The organism is Hyphomicrobiales bacterium (genome assembly GCA_016125495.1).
GTDB lineage: Bacteria > Pseudomonadota > Alphaproteobacteria > Rhizobiales > RI-29 > RI-29.
The window spans coordinates 1-20,330 of the sequence record WGLQ01000013.1 but is presented as its reverse complement, the minus strand read 5'-3'; the positions used below and the strand labels follow the sequence as shown (position 1 = coordinate 20,330).

Genomic DNA, 20,330 nt, shown 5'->3' with positions numbered 1-20,330 from the left:
TCGAGATGGAGAATTATTATTACAGCGCCAAGGCCCACGAAGTGCTGGTCGCGAGCCTGCCCAATGCCCACATCGCCGACGCGACCGCCCTGGTCAATTGGCAGCGCGCCGTGAAATCACCGGCCGAGATCGCCTTCATGCGCCGCGCCGCCGCCATAACGGACGCCATGCACGCACGCATTCGCGAAGTTGTGCGCCCCGGCATACGTAAGAACGATCTCGTCGCCGAGATTTACGGCACCGCCATCCGAGGAATCGAAGGGTCTTGGGGCGACTATCCGGCGATCGTGCCGCTCACTCCTTCTGGCATGGACGCGACGGCCGCCCACCTCACCTGGGACGACCGCACCATGAAGGCGGGCGAGGGAACCTTCTTCGAGATCTCGGGCTGCTACCGCCGCTATCACTGCCCGCAGTCGCGCACCACCTTCCTCGGCGAGCCGCCGGAGAAATATCGCCGCGCCGAAGCCGCTGTCCAGGAGGGTGTCGCCGCGGGCCTCGAGGCCGCGCGCCCAGGCAACACCTGCGAGGATATCGCGGTCGCGTTCTTTTCCACGATCGCTCGCCACGGCTTCCAGAAGGACAGCCGCACCGGCTACTCGATCGGCCTGTCCTATCCTCCCGACTGGGGCGAGCGGACGTTGAGCCTGCGTCGTGGCGACCGCACCGAATTGCGCCCCGGCATGTGCATCCACTTCATGCCGGCCCTTTGGCTCGACGACGGCGGGCTCGAGATCACCGAGCCGATCCTCATCACCGAGCGCGGAGCCGAATGCCTCTGCACCACCGACCGGGCTATCCACGTCAAGGAGTGAAATCGGCTCGCGCGCCTCACTCGAGGAGGCTCGCGACGTGCTCGGCGATGGCGAGGGCCGAGGTCAGCCCCGGTGATTCGATGCCGAAGAGATTGACGAGGCCGTCGAGCCCGTGACGCTCCGGCCCGTCGATGCGAAAATCGGCCGGCGGCTCGCCGGGCCCCGAGATTTTCGGTCTGACGCCGACATAATCGGGAGCGAGTGCGCCATCCGGCAACCCGGGCCAGTAGCGTCGGACGGAGGTATAGAAGCTCGCCGCCCGGTCTTCGTCGAAGGCGAAGTCGGGCGCCTCGATCCACGCCACGTCGGGACCGAATTTCGCCCGCCCGGAAAGGTCGAGGGTGATGTGCGTGCCGAGCCCGCCCGGCACCGGAACGGGATAGATCAGCCGCGAGAAGGGCGTGCGCCCGGTGAGCTGGAAATAATGCCCCTTGGCATATCGCGTCTCGGGTATGTCTTGCGCCGCCAGCCCCTCGATCCGGCGTGCCACCGCGCTCGCATCGAGGCTCGCGGCATTGACGAGGAGCCGGCTCGTGAGCCGCATCGGCTCGCTGCCCCCGACCCGGACTTCGAAACCGCCGCCGGCGAGCGCCCGCGCGCCTTCGAACGGCGAATTGAGCGCCAGCGCACCCCCGTGGTCCTCGACCTCGCCGACGAGTGAGAGCATCAGTTCGTGCGCGCTGACGACACCGGTCGTGCGCGAGTGCAGTGCCGCGACGCACCGCAAATCCGGTTCCAGTTGGCCCGCCTCCCGGCCGTCGATCCATGCGCACTCCTCGACGCCGTTCTCCTCCGCCTGTCGCGCGATCCCCTCCAGTGTTTGCCTTTCGGTCTCCTCGGTCGCCACGACGAGTTTGCCATAGCGGCGGTGCGCCACCCCGTGCCTGACGCAGTGCTCGTAGAGGAGGCGCCGGCCCTCGATGCAGAGGCGCGCCTTGAGGGAGCCTGTCGGATAATAGAGGCCGGCGTGCACGACCTCCGAATTGCGGGCGCTCACCCCGCCGCCGAATGCGCCATCGCGTTCGAGGACGACGACGTCGTGACCGGATCGCGCCATCCGTCGCGCGATCGCGAGGCCAACCACGCCAGCGCCGATGATCAGAGTCGAAACGTCCATGTCCGAGTGCCGCCCGCTGCCGCCAGATTTTCTCGTCCCAGCCCCGGCCCCGTCCGCCTGCGAGTTCGCCGCCGCGCCCCCTCGCACGCGGTCTTGACGTCCCCTGCGTCAGGCCGCCTTCGCCGCTGCCTTGGCGAGGTCCTGAACCGCGCCGAAATTCACCTTGCCGGTGCCGAGCACCGGGATTTCGGCCACCTTGATGATGCTCCGGGGGACCCAGAGTTCGGGAAACCCTTCCGTCTTTGCCTGCGCGGCGAGGGCGGAGCGTTCCGCGCCCTGGAAATCCGTGACGAGCACGAGTTGTTCTCCCTTGCGCGCATCGGGAACCGAAGTGACGACGTGGCTCCCCTCCGGCCAGCACCGCGCCACCATCGCCTCGACTGCGGCGAAGGAGACCATCTCTCCGCCGATCTTGGCGAAGCGCTTCACACGCCCGCGAATGGAGACGTATCCGTCATCGTCGATCGAAACGATGTCGCCCGTATCGTGCCAGCCGCCGTCCGTCGGCACCAGCACGCCGGGCCTGTCGGCAAAGAGGTATCCGAGCATCACGTTCGGTCCCTTGACGAGGAGGCGCCCGCAGCCCTCGAGGCCCTGGATCGGCTCGAGCCGCGTTTCGATCCCCGGCAGGGCCGGTCCGACGGTTCCCGCCCTGTTGTCGGCGGGGATGTTGACGGCGATGACGGGCGCGCACTCCGTCGCGCCGTAGCCCTCGAGGATGATGACACCCTTGTCTTCCCAGCCGCGCCGCGTGTCGTCGCGCACCCGCTCGGCGCCGGCGACGACGAGACGCAGGCTGTCGAGGTCGCCCGGCTGCGCCATGCGCGCATAGTTCCGCAGGAACGTGTCCGTGCCGAACAGCAGCGTCGCTTTCGTCTCCCCGATGAGCTTGGGCACCTCGCGGTAGTGCAGCGGGCTCGGATAGAGAACCACCTTCATGCCGGTGAGGAGGCCGAGCATCACTCCGCCCGTCAGCCCGAACGAATGGAACATCGGTAGCGGGTTCATGACGGTATCGCTCGCCTTGAGCACGCCACCGCCGCCCTGGGCGGCGATCTGCTTGACGTTGGCGACGATGTTGCGGTGGCTTAGAACGACCCCTTTAGGCCGGCCTTCCGAGCCCGAGGTGAAGAGTACGACGGCGGCCTCGTCCGGCTTGCCGCTGGCCCGCGCGATTGCGCCGGCCCAGAGGCTGCGCGCTGCCCCGATGAGCTTGTCGACGGTCCCGATCTCCTTGCGGACGTCCTCGAGGTAGACGAGCCGCGCGGGTCGAAAGCCCTTGTCGGCCGGATCCGGCTGGCCGAGTGCGTCCGCCACCGCTTCGAGCCCGGCCATCTTGATGAAGCGTCGCGAAGTGATGACCGTTTCGATCCTCGCCGTCGTCAGTGCCGAGCGCAGGTTGACGGTGCCGGCCGTGAAATTGAGCATCGCCGGCAAGCGGCCGTGCGCGCTGAGACCCATCAATGCCACCACGGCGCCGCCGGCATTGGGTAGCAGCACCCCGACCGTCTCGCCCGGTTTCGTCATGCGGGCCAGCCGGCGTCCGAGCACGAGGCTGGCCAGCACGAGCCGGCCATAGGTCAGCGGTTGTCGCTCGACATCCTCGAGCGCGACCTTGTCGCGCCCGTGCCGACGAGCGGCCTCGAGGAGTGCTGCAAAAAGTGTGCGCCCGGTCGCGCTTTCGTCGAAACTCACCTTGGCCGCCATCCGGCTCGACCCCGTAGCAAACCGGGTGCGCCGTCCGCAGGGCACCTCGTTGCGGCAGGTTAGCCGATCCGTCGCGCGGCGCAATCGGCCTCGCCGTCCGATCGGCCATCGAGCGATGGCACGAGGGGGCGTCCCCTTGTGGCCTCTCGCGCTTGCTCAATGCACGAGGCGGGGCTACTCGTTGCCGCCATGAGGCGACCCCCGGCTCCGGGGCCGATTGCCTTTCGAACGGCGAGGAGAGGCACCATGAGACGGAACAGGCGTGCAAAGATCGTCGCCACACTCGGCCCGGCGAGCGAAGGCCGTGACATGATGCGCGCGCTGATCGAGGCAGGCGTCGACGTCTTCCGGCTGAATTTCAGTCACGGTACGCGCGAGGACCATCGCCGTCGCTACGACACCATTCGCGACCTCGAGATCGAGGTTGGCCGGCCGGTCAGCGTGTTGCAGGACCTCCAGGGCCCCAAGATACGCGTCGGCCGGCTGCCAGGCGGGGTCTTCCAGCTCGTGCCGGGTGAGGTCGTTCGTTTCGAACAGGCGCGCGAGGCGTCCCCTGGATCGATTCCTCTGCCGCATCCGGAAGTTTTCGACGCCGTCGCGCCTGGTCATCATCTCTTGATCGACGACGGCCGCCGCCGGCTCGAGATCGTCTCGTGCGATACCGACACCATCACCGCCCGTGTCGTCTATGGCGGCAAGCTGACCGACAACAAGGGCGTGAACTTGCCGGATTCGACGCTCCCCGTCTCGCCGTTGACACCCAAGGACCACGAGGATCTGCGTTTCGGCCTCGAACTCGGCGTCGACTGGGTCGCCCTCTCGTTCGTCCAGCGCCCGGCCGACGTGATGGAGGCGCGCGACATCATCGGCGACCGCGCCGGCATCATGGTCAAGATCGAAAAGCCGGCCGCCCTCACCGTCATCGGTGATATCATCAACCTCAGCGACGCCGTCATGGTGGCGCGCGGCGACCTCGGCGTCGAGTGCCCGCCGGAAGACGTGCCCGGCCACCAGAAGGAGCTGGTGCGCGCCTGCCGGCTCGCCGGCAAGCCCGTCATCATCGCCACCCAGATGCTCGACAGCATGATGCACGCTCCCGCTCCGACGCGTGCCGAAGCCTCCGACATCGCGACCGCCATCTACGACGGTGCCGATGCCGTCATGCTGTCGGGCGAGACCGCTTCGGGTGACTACCCGCTCGAGGCCGTGCGCTTCATGGACCGCGCCATCGTGCGCACCGAGAACCACAAGGATTACCGCTCCATAATCACGGCCCTCGAACCGGTGCTCGAGCCGACCATCCAGCATTCTGTCTCCGCCGCGGCCGCCGACGTTGCCGGCGTCATCGATGCCAAGGCCATCGTCGCCTTCACCTCGTCCGGCGCCACCGCCTCGCGCATCGCCCGCCGCCGGCCGGCCTCGCCCATCCTCGCCATCACCGCCTCGCCGAGCGTGGTTCGCCGCATGGTGCTGCTCTGGGGCGCCCACAGCGTGCCCGAGGCCCACATTCACTCCTTCGAGGAGATGGTCGACACGGCGCGCAAGCACGCGATCGCGGAGGGATTTGCAACCCGAGGCGACCACATCGTCATCGTCGCCGGCGTACCGTTCGGCGTGCCGGGCTCGACCAACAACCTGCGCGTCGTCGAGGTCTGACGCGCGGTGGGCCGCGGCCGCGTCACGTTTCGAGCGTGAACCCGGCAAGTCGTGGACCGACCGCGGCCAGCGCCCCGCTCGTCACGTTGGCGAATGCGACACGCAGGTGGTCGTCCTGTCCGGTTCCGAAAAAGGCCCCCGGCAGCGTCAGGATGCCGCGACGCCGCGCCAGCGCCTCGGCCACACGTGTCGAGGAGACCCCGTCGAACGGGTGCCTCAGATAGGCGAAATAGGCGCCCATGGCAGCGATCCGCCAGCCATCGAGTGGCGCAACGGCGGCGCGGAACGTCGCGGCCCGCCTCTCGATCTCGCCAGCATTCTCGAGCCGCCATCCGTGCGTCGCTTCGATCAGCCCGGCGACTGCGATCTGCCCCGCCCTCGGCGCGCAGATCTGCAGGTTGTCCATGACCTTGGCGACCTGCTGGATGGTCTGCGGCCCGGCAACGATCGCCCCGAGGCGATGGCCTGGGATGCAGTAGGCCTTCGAGAAGCTGTAGAGCTGGACCACGGTGTCCGTGAGCCCGGGATCGGCCAGCAGACCGTGCGGCGCGTCGGCACCGGGGGCGCGGAAATCGCGATAGGTTTCATCGATGATGAGGCGCACCCCCCGCCGCCGGCAGAGCGCCGCTATCTCGGCGAGCAGGTCCGCCCCGTAGATCGCGCCGGTCGGATTGTTCGGCGTGACGATGGCGAGCGCGCGCACGCCGGGCTTGAGTGCTGTCTCGATGTCCAGGAGGTTTGGAAGAAAGCCGTCCTCGGGCCGGCACGCCACATAGCCGGGACGGATGCCGAGCATTTGCAGCCCCTGCTCGTGGTTGAAATAGCAGGGATTGGTCAGCAGCACGCCTTCGCCCGGTCCGGCCACCGCGAGCGCGGCAACCACGAAGGCCTGGTTGCATCCGGCCGTGATCTGGACGCGCTCCGGCCCAATGGTCGCCCCGTAGAGTTGGCCGACGTGCGCCCCGTAGGCGGCCCTGAGTTCGGCCTCGCCCTCGATCGCGCCATAACCGGCGGCACCAACCCCTGCGGCCACCCGGCCGAGGGCGGCCAGAACTTCGGGATGCGGCGCATAGCCCGGCACCGCCTGCGAGAGGTCGATTGCCGCGCCGACTTCGCCGCCATAGCCCGCGAGCCACGATTGCGCGAGCGGGATCGGCGGCGGCGAGAGTTCGGCGACGTGCGGGTTGAACGGGAGGACGGCGGCCACGATCGGTTCCTCGCGCAGCGTGCTGGGCGGCTCCTTACGGGAGAGCCGCATCCCGCACCCCATATGCGTGCGCTCCGGGGTGCCGCGCAAGCCCCTGCCGGCAGCGGGTTCAACCGCTCGTCGGCGCCAGACCCGGCGTGTCCTGCGGCGTGATCACGCGCCTGCAGTGCTGAGCGAACGCTTCGACATTGCGCGCCCTCCGGCCACCCTCCGCCGTTGCGAGACCGAGCCGCATGGGCCGCAGCCTGTCGCTGAGCCGGACGTAGCGGATCGCCCGCCCGTCCGGCGCGAGATTGGAGATCGGCCGGACGTTGCCGAGGCTGTAGCCGAGCCCGTTCGCCACCATGGAGCGCACCAGCGGATAGTCGCCCGTGCGCTCGGCGATCGTGGGCGAGAGGCCGAGCTGGCGGAACATGGAGAGGAAATAATCGCGGCTGAGGGGCAGGTCGAGGAGGATGAGCGGCAGAGAGGCCAATTCGCCGAGCCCGATCGTCTCCCTTTCGGCGAGCGGATCATCCGCCGCGAGCAGCGCGAAAGGTGGCAATTCGATGAGTGGCTCGAAACCGACGTCCTGCGGGATCTCGAGATCGTAGGTGAGGGCGATATCGATTTCGCCCCGCTGGAGCATATCGATGATCTGGCTCTGGTGGCGGTCGAACTGGCGAATCCGCACGTCGGGATGGAGCGCTTGGAAGGAGCGCCGCACACCCGGCAGGACCAATTGCGCGAACGTGGTGAGGCAGCCGATGTTGATCAGCCCGCCGACCCGCTCGGTGATGTCACCGGCGAGACTGGCGAGGGCCTCCGCCTCGGCGAGCAGTTCCTTGGCGGCCGCGAGCAGCTGTCGCCCGCCCGTGGTCAGCGACAGCCCCTGGGCATGGCGGCGCACGAAGAGGCTGACGCCGAGTTCCTGCTCGAGCTGTTGGATGGCGGTCGAGATGGAGGGCGCCGAGACGTTACACATTTCGGCCGCCCGCGCGATGCTGCCCGCCTCGCCGACGGCGACGAAGTACTCGAGCTGGCGGAACGTGAAGCGGACGGGCATGGCGCTGGTCTAGCAGGCCGCCAGCCGGCTCGCGAGGTGCTTGTGGAAGTCGCGGATGGTGCCTTCGAGGTCGGCGCCTGCGAGTGGGCCGGCGTGGTCACGAGCGGCGCGTGCGCCGAGCGCCACCTGCAGGCGTTCGAGCTTCTCGCGGTCCTCCCGGTTCACCTCCCGCCAGAGCGCGATCCGTTCTTCGAGGACGTCCTCGCCGAGGTCGTCGCCATAGGTCGAGAGCGTCCATCTGACGCGCGTCTCGTCGACCGCGACGGGATCGAGGCAGAGCGAGACGAGGAGGCTCGCGGCCTGGCTCGCGACTTGTGTCGGAAAGACGCAGAAGAGTGTCGAGCGTTGGCGCTCCTCGGGCGTCAATCCCGGCGCCCCCAGGCCTCGCGATGGGATTCCGTCGGGATAGTTCGCGGCATAGCTCGTGAAGCCCGGTCCGTTCGCGGTCTTGCGCGCGAGCCGGGTCGGTGTGTAGCCGTCGAGGGTTTTCGGATGAACGACCGAGAGATGATAGCCCTCCATGAAGTTCTCGACGAGGCACTTCCAATTGGTCCTCCAGACCTCCTCTTCGGCATGGACGAAACGCATGGCCGGCGTCTCGTAACGTGCGAGAAGTCTATCGAGGCCGGATATGTCCGCCTCGAGAGGCATGGAGCGGCCCGAGAGGTCGACGTAGAGGAAGCCCTGCCACACCGTGCTTCGCACCTCCGGCAGCCGGCAACGGGACGCCTCGAAGCCCGTGTTTTCCATCCCCGGAGCTCGCGCCAGTCGCCCGTCCAGCCGGTAGCTCCAACCGTGGTAGGGGCAGACGAGCAACCGGCCGCGCCCGGCGCCGTCGGTGAGGGGCATGGCGCGATGCCGGCAGACGTTCGAGAGAACGCGCACGCGCCCTCCCTCGTCACTTGTCACGAGCAATGGCTCGCCGAGGACGCTCGCGGCACGATAGCTGTTCGGCCCGGCGATTTCATCCACACGCCCGAGGCAGTGCCAGGACGTTTCGAGGAGCTTTTCGCGCTCGCTCGCGAACCACGCTTCGCAGGTATAGAACGCGCCCGGGAGGGTCGTTGCGCCAGCGTCGTCGAGCGCGGCGATCCGGGCGAGCCGGGCCGCGAAAGCGGTGGCCGCTCCTTCGGATGTCGTCATGGTGCACCTCCCGCCGCCGCCGCCGCTCCCCGCTCCCCGCTTCGCGTTGTTCACTTGTCCGGAATGACGGCCGTCACCTCGATCTCGACCACCCACTCCGGCCGCGCCAGCGCCGTGACGACGAGGCCCGTCGAGACCGGATGCACACCCTTGAGGTGCTTGCCCATTTCCCGGTAGACGGCTTCCCGGTGGCGGATGTCGGTGAGGTAGACGACGGTACGGCAGATATGCTCCATTTTGCCTCCGCATTCTTCGAGCAGCATGCGGATGTTGGCCATGGCCTGCGCCGTCTGCTGGCCGGCATCGCCCGGCACGCTCTCGGCGGTGTCGAGGTTCTGGCTGATCTGACCGCGCAGGAAAACCATGCTGCCTCGCGCCACCACGGCCTGGCATAAGTCGTTGTCGAGCTTCTGCTCGGGATAGGTGCGGGCCGTGTTGAACGGGCGGATGCGTTTGTGCTCCATGGTCCTCTCTCTCGTTCTCTCGGATTTCTCACGCCGGATCGTTGAACATTCCTTCCGCGATCGCCGCGAACGTCGCGGCGGCCCCGGAAAGCCTTGCGCTCTTGCGCATGGCGAGCACGACGCGGCTCGGCGCGACCTCGGTCTCGAGCGGCCGCGCAACGAGGGCCCGCCCATCGTAGGTCATCGCCGAAGCCGGTTTCGTTGCGAGCAGGGCATAGCCGAGCCCGTGTCCGACCAGCCCGCGCACGGTCTCGAACGAGCGCGACCTCAGTGCCACCCGCGGCTCGATGCCGGCCGCCCGCATCACATGGCAGAAATAGTCGCGGCTCGGCGGCGCCTCGAGGAGAATCATCGAGAGATCGGCAAGATCGGCCGGCCTGATGCTGGCGTGCCCGGCGAGCGGATGGCCTTCCGGCAGCAGCACATAGGTTCCGATCGTCGTCAGGAACCGCCGTTCGATCCCCTCCGCGAGTTCGATGTCGTAGAGAAGCGCGACGTCCGCCTCGCCAGCCAGAAGGCTTTCCTGCACGCGCCGCTGGTCGCCTTCGACCAGTCGGATTTCAATCCCCGGAACCGTCTCCACGAGGCGGCGGATGATGCGCGGCAGGAGGTAGGGGCCGAACGTATGGAAGCACCCGATGGCGATCCGGCGCTCGCCCGCCGTCTGGCCCGCTCCGATGTTCGCGGCCGCGTCGATCCGCGTCGGCGTGCCGTAGGACCGGTTCGCATAGATGAGGGGCGAGCCCCGGCTTCCCGCATGGATGTCGACCACCTCCCCGAACAGCACATGGTGCGTGCCGATCCGGTCGCTCGACACGACCCTGCAGTCGAAGGCGACGAGCGGATCGGCCACGCGCGGCGAGCCGGTCGCCATCGCCACCCATTCCGCGCAGGCGAATTTGTCGCTGACCTGCTCCTTGAAGCGTCCCGCGAAGGTGTCGGAGATGTAGGACTGGTCGTCGCGCAGCACGTTGACGCAGAAAACGCCGTTGCCGATCGCCGCTTTCGCCGCCGGGCTGAGGGAGTGGATACAGACGAGCAGCGTCGGTCGCTCCCCATCCGCCGACACCGAGGACATCGCCGAGACGGTGACCCCCATGCGCCCCTCGGGCCCGTCCGTCGTCACCACGTTGACGGTCGCCGCCGCGTGCCCCATCGCCGCGACGAAACGGTCACGCATGGGCGTGGCCGTGGCGCTCATGGGCAGGTCCGCGCGGCGAGGTAGCGCGCGAAATCGTAGTTCGGCCGCTCGAGATGGGAGAGTGGCCCCGGCGCCGCGAGGCCCGAACTGAGCCCCTTGTAGACCTTCTCCGTGCAGCCGCGATCCTCGACATTGACATCGTCGAGGAGGCTCTTGAGCTGCGTGAAACTCTTCTGGGCATCGCCGTCCTCGGCCCAGTCCCGGGCCATGCCGCCACCGAAGTAGATCTGCACCTGGCCCGTCCCCTTTGGGTGGAGGGAAAGATACCAGAAATATCCCGGTGTCAGCGTGATGAGGAGGCTGGGATAGATCGCGAGCAGGAACGTGGTGCGCCGCCGGTCGCCCGTCATGCGGGTGTTCGAGGGATGGGCAAGAGCGATCTTGAGCCGGTCGTCCTTGAGGATCGTGTGATAGTTGAAGGTTTCGAGCCCCTCCGGGCACACCATCTCCTCGAGCTTGGAGAGCCCTCCGATGGTGCCCGCATGGCACACCGGAAGGTGATAGCTCTCCATGAAATTCTCCGCCAGCACCTTCCAGTTGGTGTTCCAGACGTGCGTTTCGAAGAAGCTCTCGACGTAGTTCTTCATGTCGTAGTCGGCGATCAGTCCCTCGACCTCGGCGAGCGCCTCGGCGACGGGCGGCGCGTCCGGATTGAGCGTCAGCATGATCCAGCCGAGCCATTCCTCACAGCGCACGGTCGGCAGCCTGAGCCCCTCCTTGCAGAAGGCTTCGTTCTGCGACATCGCCGGCGCGCCACGCAGGCTGCCGTCGAGATTGTAGGTCCAGGCGTGATAGGGGCAGACGATCGCCGACGTGTTGCCGCGCCCCTCGAGCAGCGTCGACATGCGGTGCAGACAGACGTTCGATTGTGCCCTGAGCGTGCCGTCCCGCCCGCGCACGACCATGATCGGCTGGCCGGCGAGCTCGAGCGTCGTATAATCTCCGGGCTTGGCGAGCGACGAGGCCCGCCCCGCGCAGAACCACTCCTTGCGGAACACCCGCTCGAGTTCGAGTTCGAGGAATGCCGGGGAGGTATAGACGCTCGGCGGCATCGCATGCGCCTTGACGAACGGCTGCGCCGCGCACGCCCTGAGTTCGCTGACCGGATCACCCGGCATGCTGTGCATGTTCACGGTCCAATGCCCTCACCTGCCCGGCGCTATTCCGCGGCGAGCTTCCTGGCCTCGAGATCACGATAGTGCTGCAGCACGGCCGCGTCACCCGGCGCGCGTTTCGAGCGCGGCATCACCTGCTCCGAAAGGCCGGCCGAACGGCGCACGAAATCGAGCGGCCCGTCCCAGTCGAAGTTGCGATAGACCGCGCCGAACTGGGCATAGGGGGGCGACTGGGCAAAGAGCTGGAATGTCAGCCGGTGGCCGGCATAGTCCGAGTTGAGCAGGTCCCGCGCATAGGCGAGCAGCTTGCGCCGGTCCTCGGCCGACCAGTTCTCGTTGACCGTATAGTATTTCTCCATCCACTGCGCGGTCTCGGGGGAATCGAACGTCGAGGCGTTCGGCGTCACGCAGATTTGGCCCCCGCAGAGTTCGCGCGCGATGTGCATCATGGCGGCGAGCTGGTTGAGCGCCGTGCAGCGCCCGGCATAGAGCAGCGACTGGTTCGGCATCAGGAGTCCCGCCGGAGACGGCTCGGCGAGTGTGATGGCGGCCGTGAGGTGGGCGTTGATGTTCTCGCGCCAGATCGCGAGCGCAACGAGCTTTTCCTGCACCGCCGGCTGCTTTTCGAGGCCGGTCTGGCGGCAGTTGAAGAGCGCCGCGCCGATCATCATGTCGGCGAGCTTCAGTGTCCGCTGCACGAAGGCGTAGGCCGAATACCGGTGGAGCGTGGAGCGGATGAACCCGGCCGCCTTCGTGTGGCGATAGAAGAGCACATTCTCCCATGGGATCAGCACGTTGTCGAAAATGACGAGGGCGTCGATCTCGTCGAACCGGTTGGCGAGCGGGTAGTCGCGCGTGTCGGCGCGCGGGCAGCGTCCGGACGCCCCGGCAAAGCCCGAGCGGCAGATGAACTTGAGATTGGGGCTCGAGAGATCGCAGATGAAGCCGACGGCATAATCCGAAAGGGCCTCGTTGCCCCAGTTGGCGATGGTGGGCTTGGTGAAGGCCTGGTTGGCATAGGCGGCCGCCGTCTCGAATTTCGCGCCCCGAACGACGATGCCGGCATCGGTCTCCTTGACCACGTGCAGCAGCATGTCCGGGTCCTGGTCCTGTGGCGCCTTGGAGCGGTCGCCCTTGGGATCGGTGTTGGCCGAGACGTGGAAGGGGTCACCTTTGAGGACCCGTTCGATGTGGTTCGCGATGTTGGCCGAGAACTGCGGGTCGACCTCGTTGAGCACGTCCTGACCGTCGTAGAGCGACCACATCTCCCCGACCGTCTCGTCGCCGACGCGCGTGACGATGCCCCCGACCTCTTCCATGACGAAGTCGCTGGCCCGCCGCTTGGCCCACCAGTCCTCCTTGCACTTCGGCAGCGCGTTGCCGATGGCGTTGCGCTCGCCGTCCTGCACCACCGTCATGATCGGGGCGGTGCGCGGATCGTGCTGCATGTCGTAGATGCGGGCCCGGATGTCGACGATCGGCTTGAAGGCCGGATGTGTGGTGACATCCTTGACCCGCTCCCCGTCGATGTAGATTTCGCGGTTGTCGCGAATCGAGTTGCGATACTGCTCGCCAGTCCGGATCATAGGCCCCCTCCACGCGTCCATCGAGGTCGCCATGATGGTGGCCCGCATGACTGAGCGAAACAATCACTTTTGGAACCGTAGATTAGTTTTTTCCTATGCAAATTCGCGGGGGCGCCGCTTCCGTCAGTCGGATCGCGATCGTTTAGAACTATTCCAAGTCATTGAATCGTGTGAGTTTTTACTCGATCAAAGTTGGCCTCTTTCGCTTGACTTGCCCCCGTCGGGTCCGGCTTCCTCGCGTCATCACGAACGGGGCGGCCGAAGGCCTCGAAGTCGCGGAGTTCGACGGTCGGAAAACGAGAACCGGCCTCACTGGTCCGCGGTCGACAATGGATCGAAGGCAACGGAGTTGATGATGGTGAGCAATATCAGTGAGCTGATGAGGGTGAGGGGCGCGGCATCCGGAGCGTGGCGTGCTGTCGCGGTCGCGATGGTTGCCGCGCTCCTCACACCCTGCCCGACGCCGGCGGCGGCCGGCGGCGAGATCAACCTCTATTCGTCGCGCCACTACGACACCGACGAGCGGCTCTACAGTGAGTTCGAAGCCGCGACCGGCATCCGCGTCAATCGCATCGAGGACAACGGCGGTGCCCTCATGAAGCGCATGCAGGCGGAAGGCGCCAACAGCCCCGCCGACGTCTTCCTGACCACCGACGCCGGCAACCTCTGGATCGCCGACCAGAAGGGCCTGTTCCAGCCGATCCGTTCGGCGGCCCTCGAAACCGCGATCCCGACTCACTTGCGCCATCCGCAAGGCCACTGGTTCGGGCTATCGCTGCGCGCCCGCGTCATCTTCCACGACAAGGCCCGCGTGCCGAACCCGCCACGGACCTACGAGGAGCTTGCCGATCCGCGCTTCAAGGGCCTCGTTTGCACGCGTTCCAGTTCGAACATCTACATGCTCTCGCTGATGGCCGCGATGATCGATCACCTCGGCGAGGAGAAGGCCAAGGCCTGGGCCGCCGGCGTCTGGGCCAACCGGGCTCGCGATCCGGAAGGCGGTGACACCGACCAGCTGCGGGCCATTGCCTCCGGTGCCTGTGGCATCGCGATTTCGAACACCTACTACTTCGCCCGTGCCTTGCGGACCGAGGTCAAGGATTTGTCCGGCCGCACGGATGGGATCGGCTTGGTCTTTCCCAATCAGTCCGATCGCGGCACGCACGTGAACATCTCCGGCGGAGGGGTCTTGAAGAATGCGCCGAACCGCGAGAACGCGATCCGCTTCCTCGAGTATCTTGTGAGTGATGCCGCCCAGGAGTATTTCGCCAATGGCAACGACGAGTACCCGGTCGTGACGGGGGTCGCCCAGAGCGCCAGTGTGAAGTCCCTCGGTGAATTCAAGTCCGATGTGCTGGCGCTGACGACGCTCGGTGCGAACCAGACACGCGCCCAGCAGATCTACGACGAGGTCGGCTACAAGTAGGCGGCTCGAAAGCGGCGGCGCCCCGGGCCCGCCGAAGCGATGGCGAAGAATGGCGGTCCGCGAAAGGTGGGCCGCCGAACGAGGATGAACCGCCCATGACCGCCGATCCGGGGAGACTGCCTCGAGCGATCGTCCAGCATCGGGCTCATCGGCCGCAAGGGCGGGCGCGATGACCGCGGCCTTCATTCCGGGCGGCGGGACGGACCCGGGGTCTCCAGGGCGGCCCGGCCCCGGCGGCCCCGCTGGCCTTTCAAGGGGCGTTGCGGCGCGCCTTGGAACCGGCTGGTTGCGCGGTCGGGCGCCGTCCCTGATTGCGCTCGTTATCGCGGTTGTTCTCCTTGCGCCGATCGCGAGCGTGGCCATCGGGGCGCTCTCGGGAGACCAGGGTACGTTGCGTCATCTCGCCGCCACGGTCCTGCCGAGCTATCTCGCCAACACGCTCGTTCTCGTCATCGGGGTCGGCCTCGGCGTCGTCCTCGTCGGCACCGGCACGGCTTGGCTGGTGACGATGTGCCGCTTTCCCGGCAGGCGCTTCTTCGAATGGTCGCTGATCGTGCCGCTGGCCATGCCGGCCTATATCATCGCCTATGCCTACACGGATTTGCTTTCCCATCCTGGCGCCGTCCAGAGCGCCCTGCGTGGGCTGACCGGATGGGGCGCGCGCGACTATTGGTTCCCGAACGTGCGCAGCGTCGGCGGAGCCGTCGTCATGTTCGTCCTGGTCCTCTATCCTTATGTCTACCTGTTGGCGCGGCGGGCATTTCTCGAGCAGTCGAATTGCTATCTGGATGCCGGCCGCACGCTCGGCTCCGGCCCGTGGCATCTTTTCTTCCGCGTCGCCCTGCCGCTCGCCCGCCCCGCCATCGCCGGTGGCGCCGCCCTCGCACTGATGGAGACCCTCGCCGACTTCGGCACCGTCGCCCACTTCGGCGTGCAGACGTTCACCACGGGCATCTACAAGGCGCTCGTCTCCATGAACGACAACGCCGCCGCCGCCAAGCTCTCCACCATGCTGCTCGCCGTCGTCCTCGTCCTGGTCCTCGTCGAACGCCACGAGCGCCGCAACGCCCGCTTCTATTCGAGCCGCCAGGCCCGCGACCTCAAGCTCTTCACGCTGGAAGGCTGGCTCGGCATGGCCGCATGCGCGGCCTGCGCGCTGCCGGTCCTCCTCGGCTTCGTCGTTCCTGTTTTCGTTCTCCTCCACCTTTCGTACGTCGATGGTCACGACATCCTGAGCGCTCGTTATCTGACGCTCATCGCCAATTCCCTGACGCTCGGCGCGCTCGCTGCGCTTTCCACCGTCGCCATCGCGCTCGTGCTCGCCTTGACCGCGCGTCTCGTGCCCGGTGCCATTTCGGCTGCCGCCGTTCGTCTTGCCGGGCTCGGTTACGCGGTCCCCGGAGCCGTCATCGCCGTCGGTGTCCTCATTCCCCTTGCCACCATCGACGGCGCGCTGGATCGCTTCGCGCGCGACTGGTTCGGCGTTTCGACCGGCCTTCTCCTCCTCGGCTCGGTCGCCGGGCTGGTCTTTGCCTATGTCGTCAGGTTCATGGCCGTCGCGCTCAACGGCATCGAGGCCAGCCTCGGCAAGGTTCCGCTGAACATGGACGCCGCCGCCCGTGTCCTCGGGCGCAGTCAGGCCGGTGTGGTCTGGCAGATCCATTTGCCGCTCCTGCGCGGGGGCATCGCGACGGCGCTCCTCATGGTCTTCGTCGACACCATGAAGGAGCTCCCGGCAACGTTGATCATCCGCCCCTTCAACTACGACACGCTGGCGATCCAGGCCTATCGCCTTGCCTCCGACGAACGTCTGGCACAGGCCTCGACGCCCGCCCTGGTTCTCGTTGCGGCCGGTCTCCTTCCCGTCGCCCTGATCGCACGCAGCATGCGTGGACATGGTCATTCGATCGGCGGCGGCTACATTCCCTTCCTGCGTCGCCGTCCGGTTGCGCCGGCCCGGCACGACTGACGGTCCGCAACCGGCAGGCTCAATCGCGATCCGTGGGAATCCAGATCATCGCCGCCGTCGCCAGCAGCGCCGCGCCCCCGACCGTGAGTGTCAAACCGGTATTCCGTGGCGCCAGGACCAGTGCGGTGAGCAGGAACGACGACCACGCCATCCCGAGCGCAAGAGCCTTGATCTGCCAACGCAATCGTCGGCGCGCCTCGAAACGGCGTGCCTCGGCGAGCGCATGTCCGAGCAAGGGGATGTCTTCGAGAGCCCGGGCCAATCGCGGGCTCGAACGGGCAAAGGCCCAGAGCGCGACGAGGACGAACGGCGTTGCCGGCAGTCCAGGCAGCAGTGCACCGAGAATTGCAAGTCCCGTCGCCAGAAGACCGGTGGCCGCCAGGAGGATGCGAACGAGTTGCCGCATGTGCACTCCATTGCCGTCGGCGTTGCAGGGCCGATCCGTCCGTATCATCGCGCATGGCTGCCACATGCAACCCGCCATGGACGGCACCCGGGTGTGAGGCTATCGTCGAGGTTCGTCCGCGCCTGGGAGGGATCCCCGAACGGGCCGACGATCCCACCAGGCGTCTCGCTCGTCCTACCGGATCCGCTTCGGCCATGAAGATCACCGACGTCCGCGTGACCTCCCTTCGACTGCCCTTGAAGAAGCCCTACCATTGGTCGCAGGGCATCCGCGAGGACTTCGTCGTCAATTTGCTCGAGCTCGAAAGTGATGCCGGCCTGGTCGGCATCGGCGAGTGCACCGTGGCCCCCGAGCCGACCGCGACCGCGCGCATCCTGCGCCACGTCGCCCGCCACGTCGTCGGTCTCTCGCCGTGGAATTGGGCGCCGGTCTACCAGCGCATCCTGAAGCAGGACTTCATGGCGTTCGGCGCCAACAACATGCGCTTTGCCCACCAACTCGTGTCCGGCATCGACATGGCCATGCTCGACCTTGCGGGTAAGGCGGCGGGCGAGCCGGTTTTCAATTTGCTCGGCGGGGCGCACCGCGACAGCGTCGGCTACTTCTATTTCCTCCAGGGTGATACGCCGGACGAACTCGCCGCCGATGCCGCCGCGGGAGCTGCTGCCGGCGAGCCCATCATCTATTTGAAGGTCGGGCGCACCGAGGCCGAGGATCTCGCCATCGTCGAGGCGGTGCGCGGGGCCATCGGCAACGCGCGCCTGCGCCTCGATGCCAACGAGAGCTGGGATCCGCACACCGCCATCCGCATGATCCGCCGGCTGGAACGCTTCGACATCGACTTCGTCGAGCAGCCGACCCCGAGCTGGTCGCTCGAGGCGCTCGCCCATGTTCGCGCCAGTGTCGACACGCCGATTGCGGCCGACCAGTCGATATTCACAATCTACGATGTCTATGAGGTCTGTCGTCGCCGCGCTGCCGATCTCCTGGTGATCGGGCCGCGTGAGACGGGCGGCCTTGCCGGCATGATGAAGGTTGCGGCCATCGCCGAGGCGGCTGGCCTCAAGGTCTGCATCCATTCCTCATTCACCACCGGCATCACCACCTGCGCTGAGCATCATCTCGCCCGCGCCATCCCCAACCTCGACGACGGAAACCAGATCATGTGGCAGCTCGCCCGCGACAACATCGTCGCCCACCCGCCCCTGCGCCCGGAGCGTGGTCGACTTTCGCTGCCCGCGGCCCCCGGCCTCGGCTTCGAGTTGGACCGCGAGCAGGTTGCCGCCGCGGCCGCAGCATTCGCGGAGCGTGCGTGAGATGGCCCGGCCCTTGACCGCCGCGACGGGTGGCGCATCCCCCGCCGCTCCAATCGACGAAAGCGCCCGTTGGCGTATCGGCATCATCATGATGATCGGGGGTGCGATCGTCGGCGCCTGCAACGGGGCGCAGATGAAACTCCTCGCTGGCGGGCTCAACGATGTCATGGTCGTTTGGGGACGGACATTCGGCAGTGCCCTCATGATGTTGCCGATCGCGATCTGGCTCAATGGCGGGGCGGTTTGGAAGCCGTCGCGGCCCGGTCTCCAGATCGTGCGCGGCCTGATGATCTGCGGCTCGGCGCTCGCCTTCATGGCGAGCCTGCATCATCTCGGCCTCGCCGAGTCGATTGCCATCCTCTACGTCTATCCGTTCCTCATGACCGCGCTCGCGGCCGCGTTTCTCGGCGAGCGCGTGCGGGGCATCCTCTGGCTCGGCATCATGGGGGGATTTGCCGGCGTGCTCATCGTCATGCGGCCGAGCACCGAAGCCGTGAACATCGGGGCGCTTTTCGCCCTCTTGTGCGGCGCGTTGGTCGCGGTGCAGCTGTTCCTCAACCGCAAGCTCGGCCCGCTCTCGCCGGCCTTCGTGACCGCCTTCTGGGGCCACTTCATCGCCTCGACGGCGCTGCTCGCCGTGCTGCCGTTCTACTGGACGACGCCGACTTGGCCGCAAGTCGGTGCCCTGGCACTCGTGGCGGTCACCACCGGCGGCAGCCAGCTGCTGTTCCTGACGGCTCTCGCCCGGGCACCCGTCGGCCTGCTCGCGCCCTTCTCCTACGTCGAGATCGTTGCGGCGATATTGCTCGGCTACGTGATCTTCGGAGCGGTTCCGGACCTCGTCTCCTGGCTCGGCATATCATTGATCGTCGTCAGCGGCGTGCTCGTGGCTTTGCACCGGAACACGCCATCTGCGGTCATCAGACCGCGTCGTCCCGTCGCCTGAGGGCGGGCGGGACTCGAGCCGTGGGCGCGGGGATTTCATCTCCCCGGACCGCCCTGCTCGCGCTCGTGTCGCTCTGAATGATTGCCGACGGGCTGGCGCTCAGTCGGTCCCGGCTGGCACGAGCAATGGTCCGCCCATCGGCGTGCGCAGCTCGTCCACCTCGCGATGGCACTCGATGGTGTGATTGAAGCCGTGCTCGTCCTCTCGCGTTGGTGGCACCACCTTGTCGCAGAGCCCATCGATCGCCACTGGGCAGCGGTCGAAAAATGGGCAGCCGACGTCGGTCAGCGTCACGCCCCGCGAAATTCCCGAGAGCGCCTCGCGCGTCGCCGTCGTTTCCTCGAGCCAGCCGACGCGCAGCTCCGGTACCGAGGCGATCAGCAGACGCGTATAGGGATGGAAAGGCGGCGACAGCACTTGGTCGACTGGCCCCTTTTCCACGACCCGTCCGGCATAGAGGACGACGATCTCGTCGGCGAAGGAGGCGACGGTCGAAAGGTCGTGGCTGATGAAGACGAACGAGACGCCGGTCTTGTCCCGCAATCCCTTGAGCAACTGGATGACATTGGCTCCGACGATCGAATCGAGCGCCGACGTCACCTCGTCGCAGAGCAAGACCTCGGGCTTGGCCGCCAGCGCGCGCGCCAGATTGACCCGCTGCTTCTGCCCCCCGGACAACTCGCTCGGAAAGCGCTCCGCAAAGACGCGCGGCAATTCGACGAGGTCGAGGATTTCTTTCACAGCCTCGCGTCGTTTGCGTCCCGTTATGCCGTGATAGAAGGTCAGCGGCCGGCCGATGATGTCGCCGATGCGCTGGCGCGGGTTGAGCGCGGTATCGGCCATCTGGAAGACGAACTGCACGAGCTGCAGCTCGGAGCGTTTTCGCTCCTTGACGCCGGGTGCGAGCGGCTTTCCGTCGAGCAGCACCTGGCCTTTCGCTGCCGGCAGCAGGCCCGCCATCACGCGCGCCATCGTCGATTTGCCGCAGCCGGATTCGCCGATCACGCCGACCACGTGCCCGCGCTCGATCGTCACGTTGACGTCGCGCAGCACCGTGACGGCCGGTGACCCGTCCGCCCGACGGCCATAGCCAGCGGTCACGTTTCGCATCTCGAGCGCCGGCACGTCGCGCAGGTGCCCGGCCGCGTCGCTGTCGCTTTGGCCGGCTTCAGGCTTCGGGCGAACCGCCGCCATCAGGCGCCGCGTGTAGG

16 protein-coding genes and 1 pseudogene are annotated in these 20,330 nt (G+C 67.1%); 6 read left to right on the top strand and 11 right to left on the bottom strand.

Annotated features, from left to right (window positions below):
- Positions 1-815 (top strand): M24 family metallopeptidase (locus tag GC150_11265; protein ID MBI1385478.1); only part of this gene is annotated, 815 nt, incomplete at its 5' end.
- 16 nt (positions 816-831) lie between these two features.
- Here the strand turns inward: GC150_11265 and GC150_11260 are convergent.
- Both GC150_11260 and GC150_11255 read right to left on the bottom strand, forming a co-directional pair.
- The gene (locus GC150_11260; protein MBI1385477.1) at positions 832-1,932 is read right to left on the bottom strand and encodes an FAD-dependent oxidoreductase; all 1,101 of its coding nucleotides are present in this window, start codon (positions 1,930-1,932) and stop codon (positions 832-834) included.
- A 108-nt stretch (positions 1,933-2,040) separates the two neighbouring features.
- The gene (locus GC150_11255) at positions 2,041-3,639 is read right to left on the bottom strand and encodes an AMP-binding protein (protein MBI1385476.1); all 1,599 of its coding nucleotides are present in this window, start codon (positions 3,637-3,639) and stop codon (positions 2,041-2,043) included.
- Positions 3,640-3,885: 246 nt separating this feature from the next.
- Between GC150_11255 and pyk the strand changes: the two genes are divergently transcribed.
- Positions 3,886-5,295 (top strand): pyruvate kinase, encoded by a 1,410-nt coding sequence (pyk, locus tag GC150_11250; GenBank protein ID MBI1385475.1) that lies wholly within the window; start codon positions 3,886-3,888, stop codon positions 5,293-5,295.
- Between the two features lie 22 nt (positions 5,296-5,317).
- On the opposite strand, the gene GC150_11245 is transcribed toward pyk, so the two are convergent.
- The 7 genes and pseudogenes from GC150_11245 to GC150_11215 all read right to left on the bottom strand — a co-directional run bounded on the left by GC150_11245 (position 5,318) and on the right by GC150_11215 (position 13,056).
- Positions 5,318-6,553, bottom strand: coding sequence for an aminotransferase (locus tag GC150_11245; protein MBI1385474.1), 1,236 nt, complete (start codon positions 6,551-6,553; stop codon positions 5,318-5,320).
- Positions 6,554-6,611: 58 nt separating this feature from the next.
- On the bottom strand, positions 6,612-7,547 hold the full coding sequence (locus GC150_11240; GenBank protein ID MBI1385473.1) for a LysR family transcriptional regulator: 936 nt from the start codon (positions 7,545-7,547) through the stop codon (positions 6,612-6,614).
- Between the two features lie 9 nt (positions 7,548-7,556).
- Positions 7,557-8,690, bottom strand: a complete 1,134-nt coding sequence (locus GC150_11235) for a Rieske 2Fe-2S domain-containing protein (protein MBI1385472.1) — start codon at positions 8,688-8,690, stop codon at positions 7,557-7,559.
- Positions 8,691-8,740: 50 nt separating this feature from the next.
- Complete coding sequence (locus GC150_11230; GenBank protein MBI1385471.1) at positions 8,741-9,154, bottom strand: RidA family protein; 414 nt, start codon at positions 9,152-9,154, stop codon at positions 8,741-8,743.
- A gap of 694 nt (positions 9,155-9,848) precedes the next feature.
- Positions 9,849-10,355 (bottom strand): annotated as a pseudogene (locus tag GC150_11225) (flavin reductase).
- The gene (locus GC150_11220; protein ID MBI1385470.1) at positions 10,352-11,473 is read right to left on the bottom strand and encodes a Rieske 2Fe-2S domain-containing protein; all 1,122 of its coding nucleotides are present in this window, start codon (positions 11,471-11,473) and stop codon (positions 10,352-10,354) included. Before GC150_11220 ends, GC150_11225 begins: the two are co-directional and overlap by 4 nt.
- Before the next feature lie 41 nt (positions 11,474-11,514).
- Positions 11,515-13,056 (bottom strand): 4-hydroxyphenylacetate 3-hydroxylase, encoded by a 1,542-nt coding sequence (locus tag GC150_11215; protein MBI1385469.1) that lies wholly within the window; start codon positions 13,054-13,056, stop codon positions 11,515-11,517.
- 430 nt (positions 13,057-13,486) lie between these two features.
- Here GC150_11215 and GC150_11210 point away from each other — a divergent pair, with 430 nt between their 5' ends.
- Positions 13,487-14,482, top strand: coding sequence for an extracellular solute-binding protein (locus GC150_11210; protein MBI1385468.1), 996 nt, complete (start codon positions 13,487-13,489; stop codon positions 14,480-14,482).
- A 169-nt stretch (positions 14,483-14,651) separates the two neighbouring features.
- Positions 14,652-16,451, top strand: coding sequence for an ABC transporter permease subunit (locus tag GC150_11205; GenBank protein ID MBI1385467.1), 1,800 nt, complete (start codon positions 14,652-14,654; stop codon positions 16,449-16,451).
- Positions 16,452-16,470: 19 nt separating this feature from the next.
- Here GC150_11205 and GC150_11200 read toward each other — a convergent pair whose 3' ends face one another.
- Entirely contained in the window at positions 16,471-16,935 is a 465-nt protein-coding gene (locus GC150_11200; protein ID MBI1385466.1) for a DUF454 family protein, read from the bottom strand.
- Positions 16,936-17,051: 116 nt separating this feature from the next.
- On the opposite strand from GC150_11200, the gene GC150_11195 reads away from it, so the two are divergent.
- Positions 17,052-18,173, top strand: a complete 1,122-nt coding sequence (locus GC150_11195) for a muconate cycloisomerase (GenBank protein MBI1385465.1) — start codon at positions 17,052-17,054, stop codon at positions 18,171-18,173.
- A gap of 1 nt (position 18,174) precedes the next feature.
- Positions 18,175-19,119: an EamA family transporter gene (locus GC150_11190; protein MBI1385464.1), complete on the top strand. Its 945-nt coding sequence runs from the start codon at positions 18,175-18,177 to the stop codon at positions 19,117-19,119.
- 99 nt (positions 19,120-19,218) lie between these two features.
- On the opposite strand, the gene GC150_11185 is transcribed toward GC150_11190, so the two are convergent.
- The coding region (locus tag GC150_11185; protein MBI1385463.1) for an ATP-binding cassette domain-containing protein at positions 19,219-20,330 on the bottom strand (1,112 nt) is incomplete at its 5' end.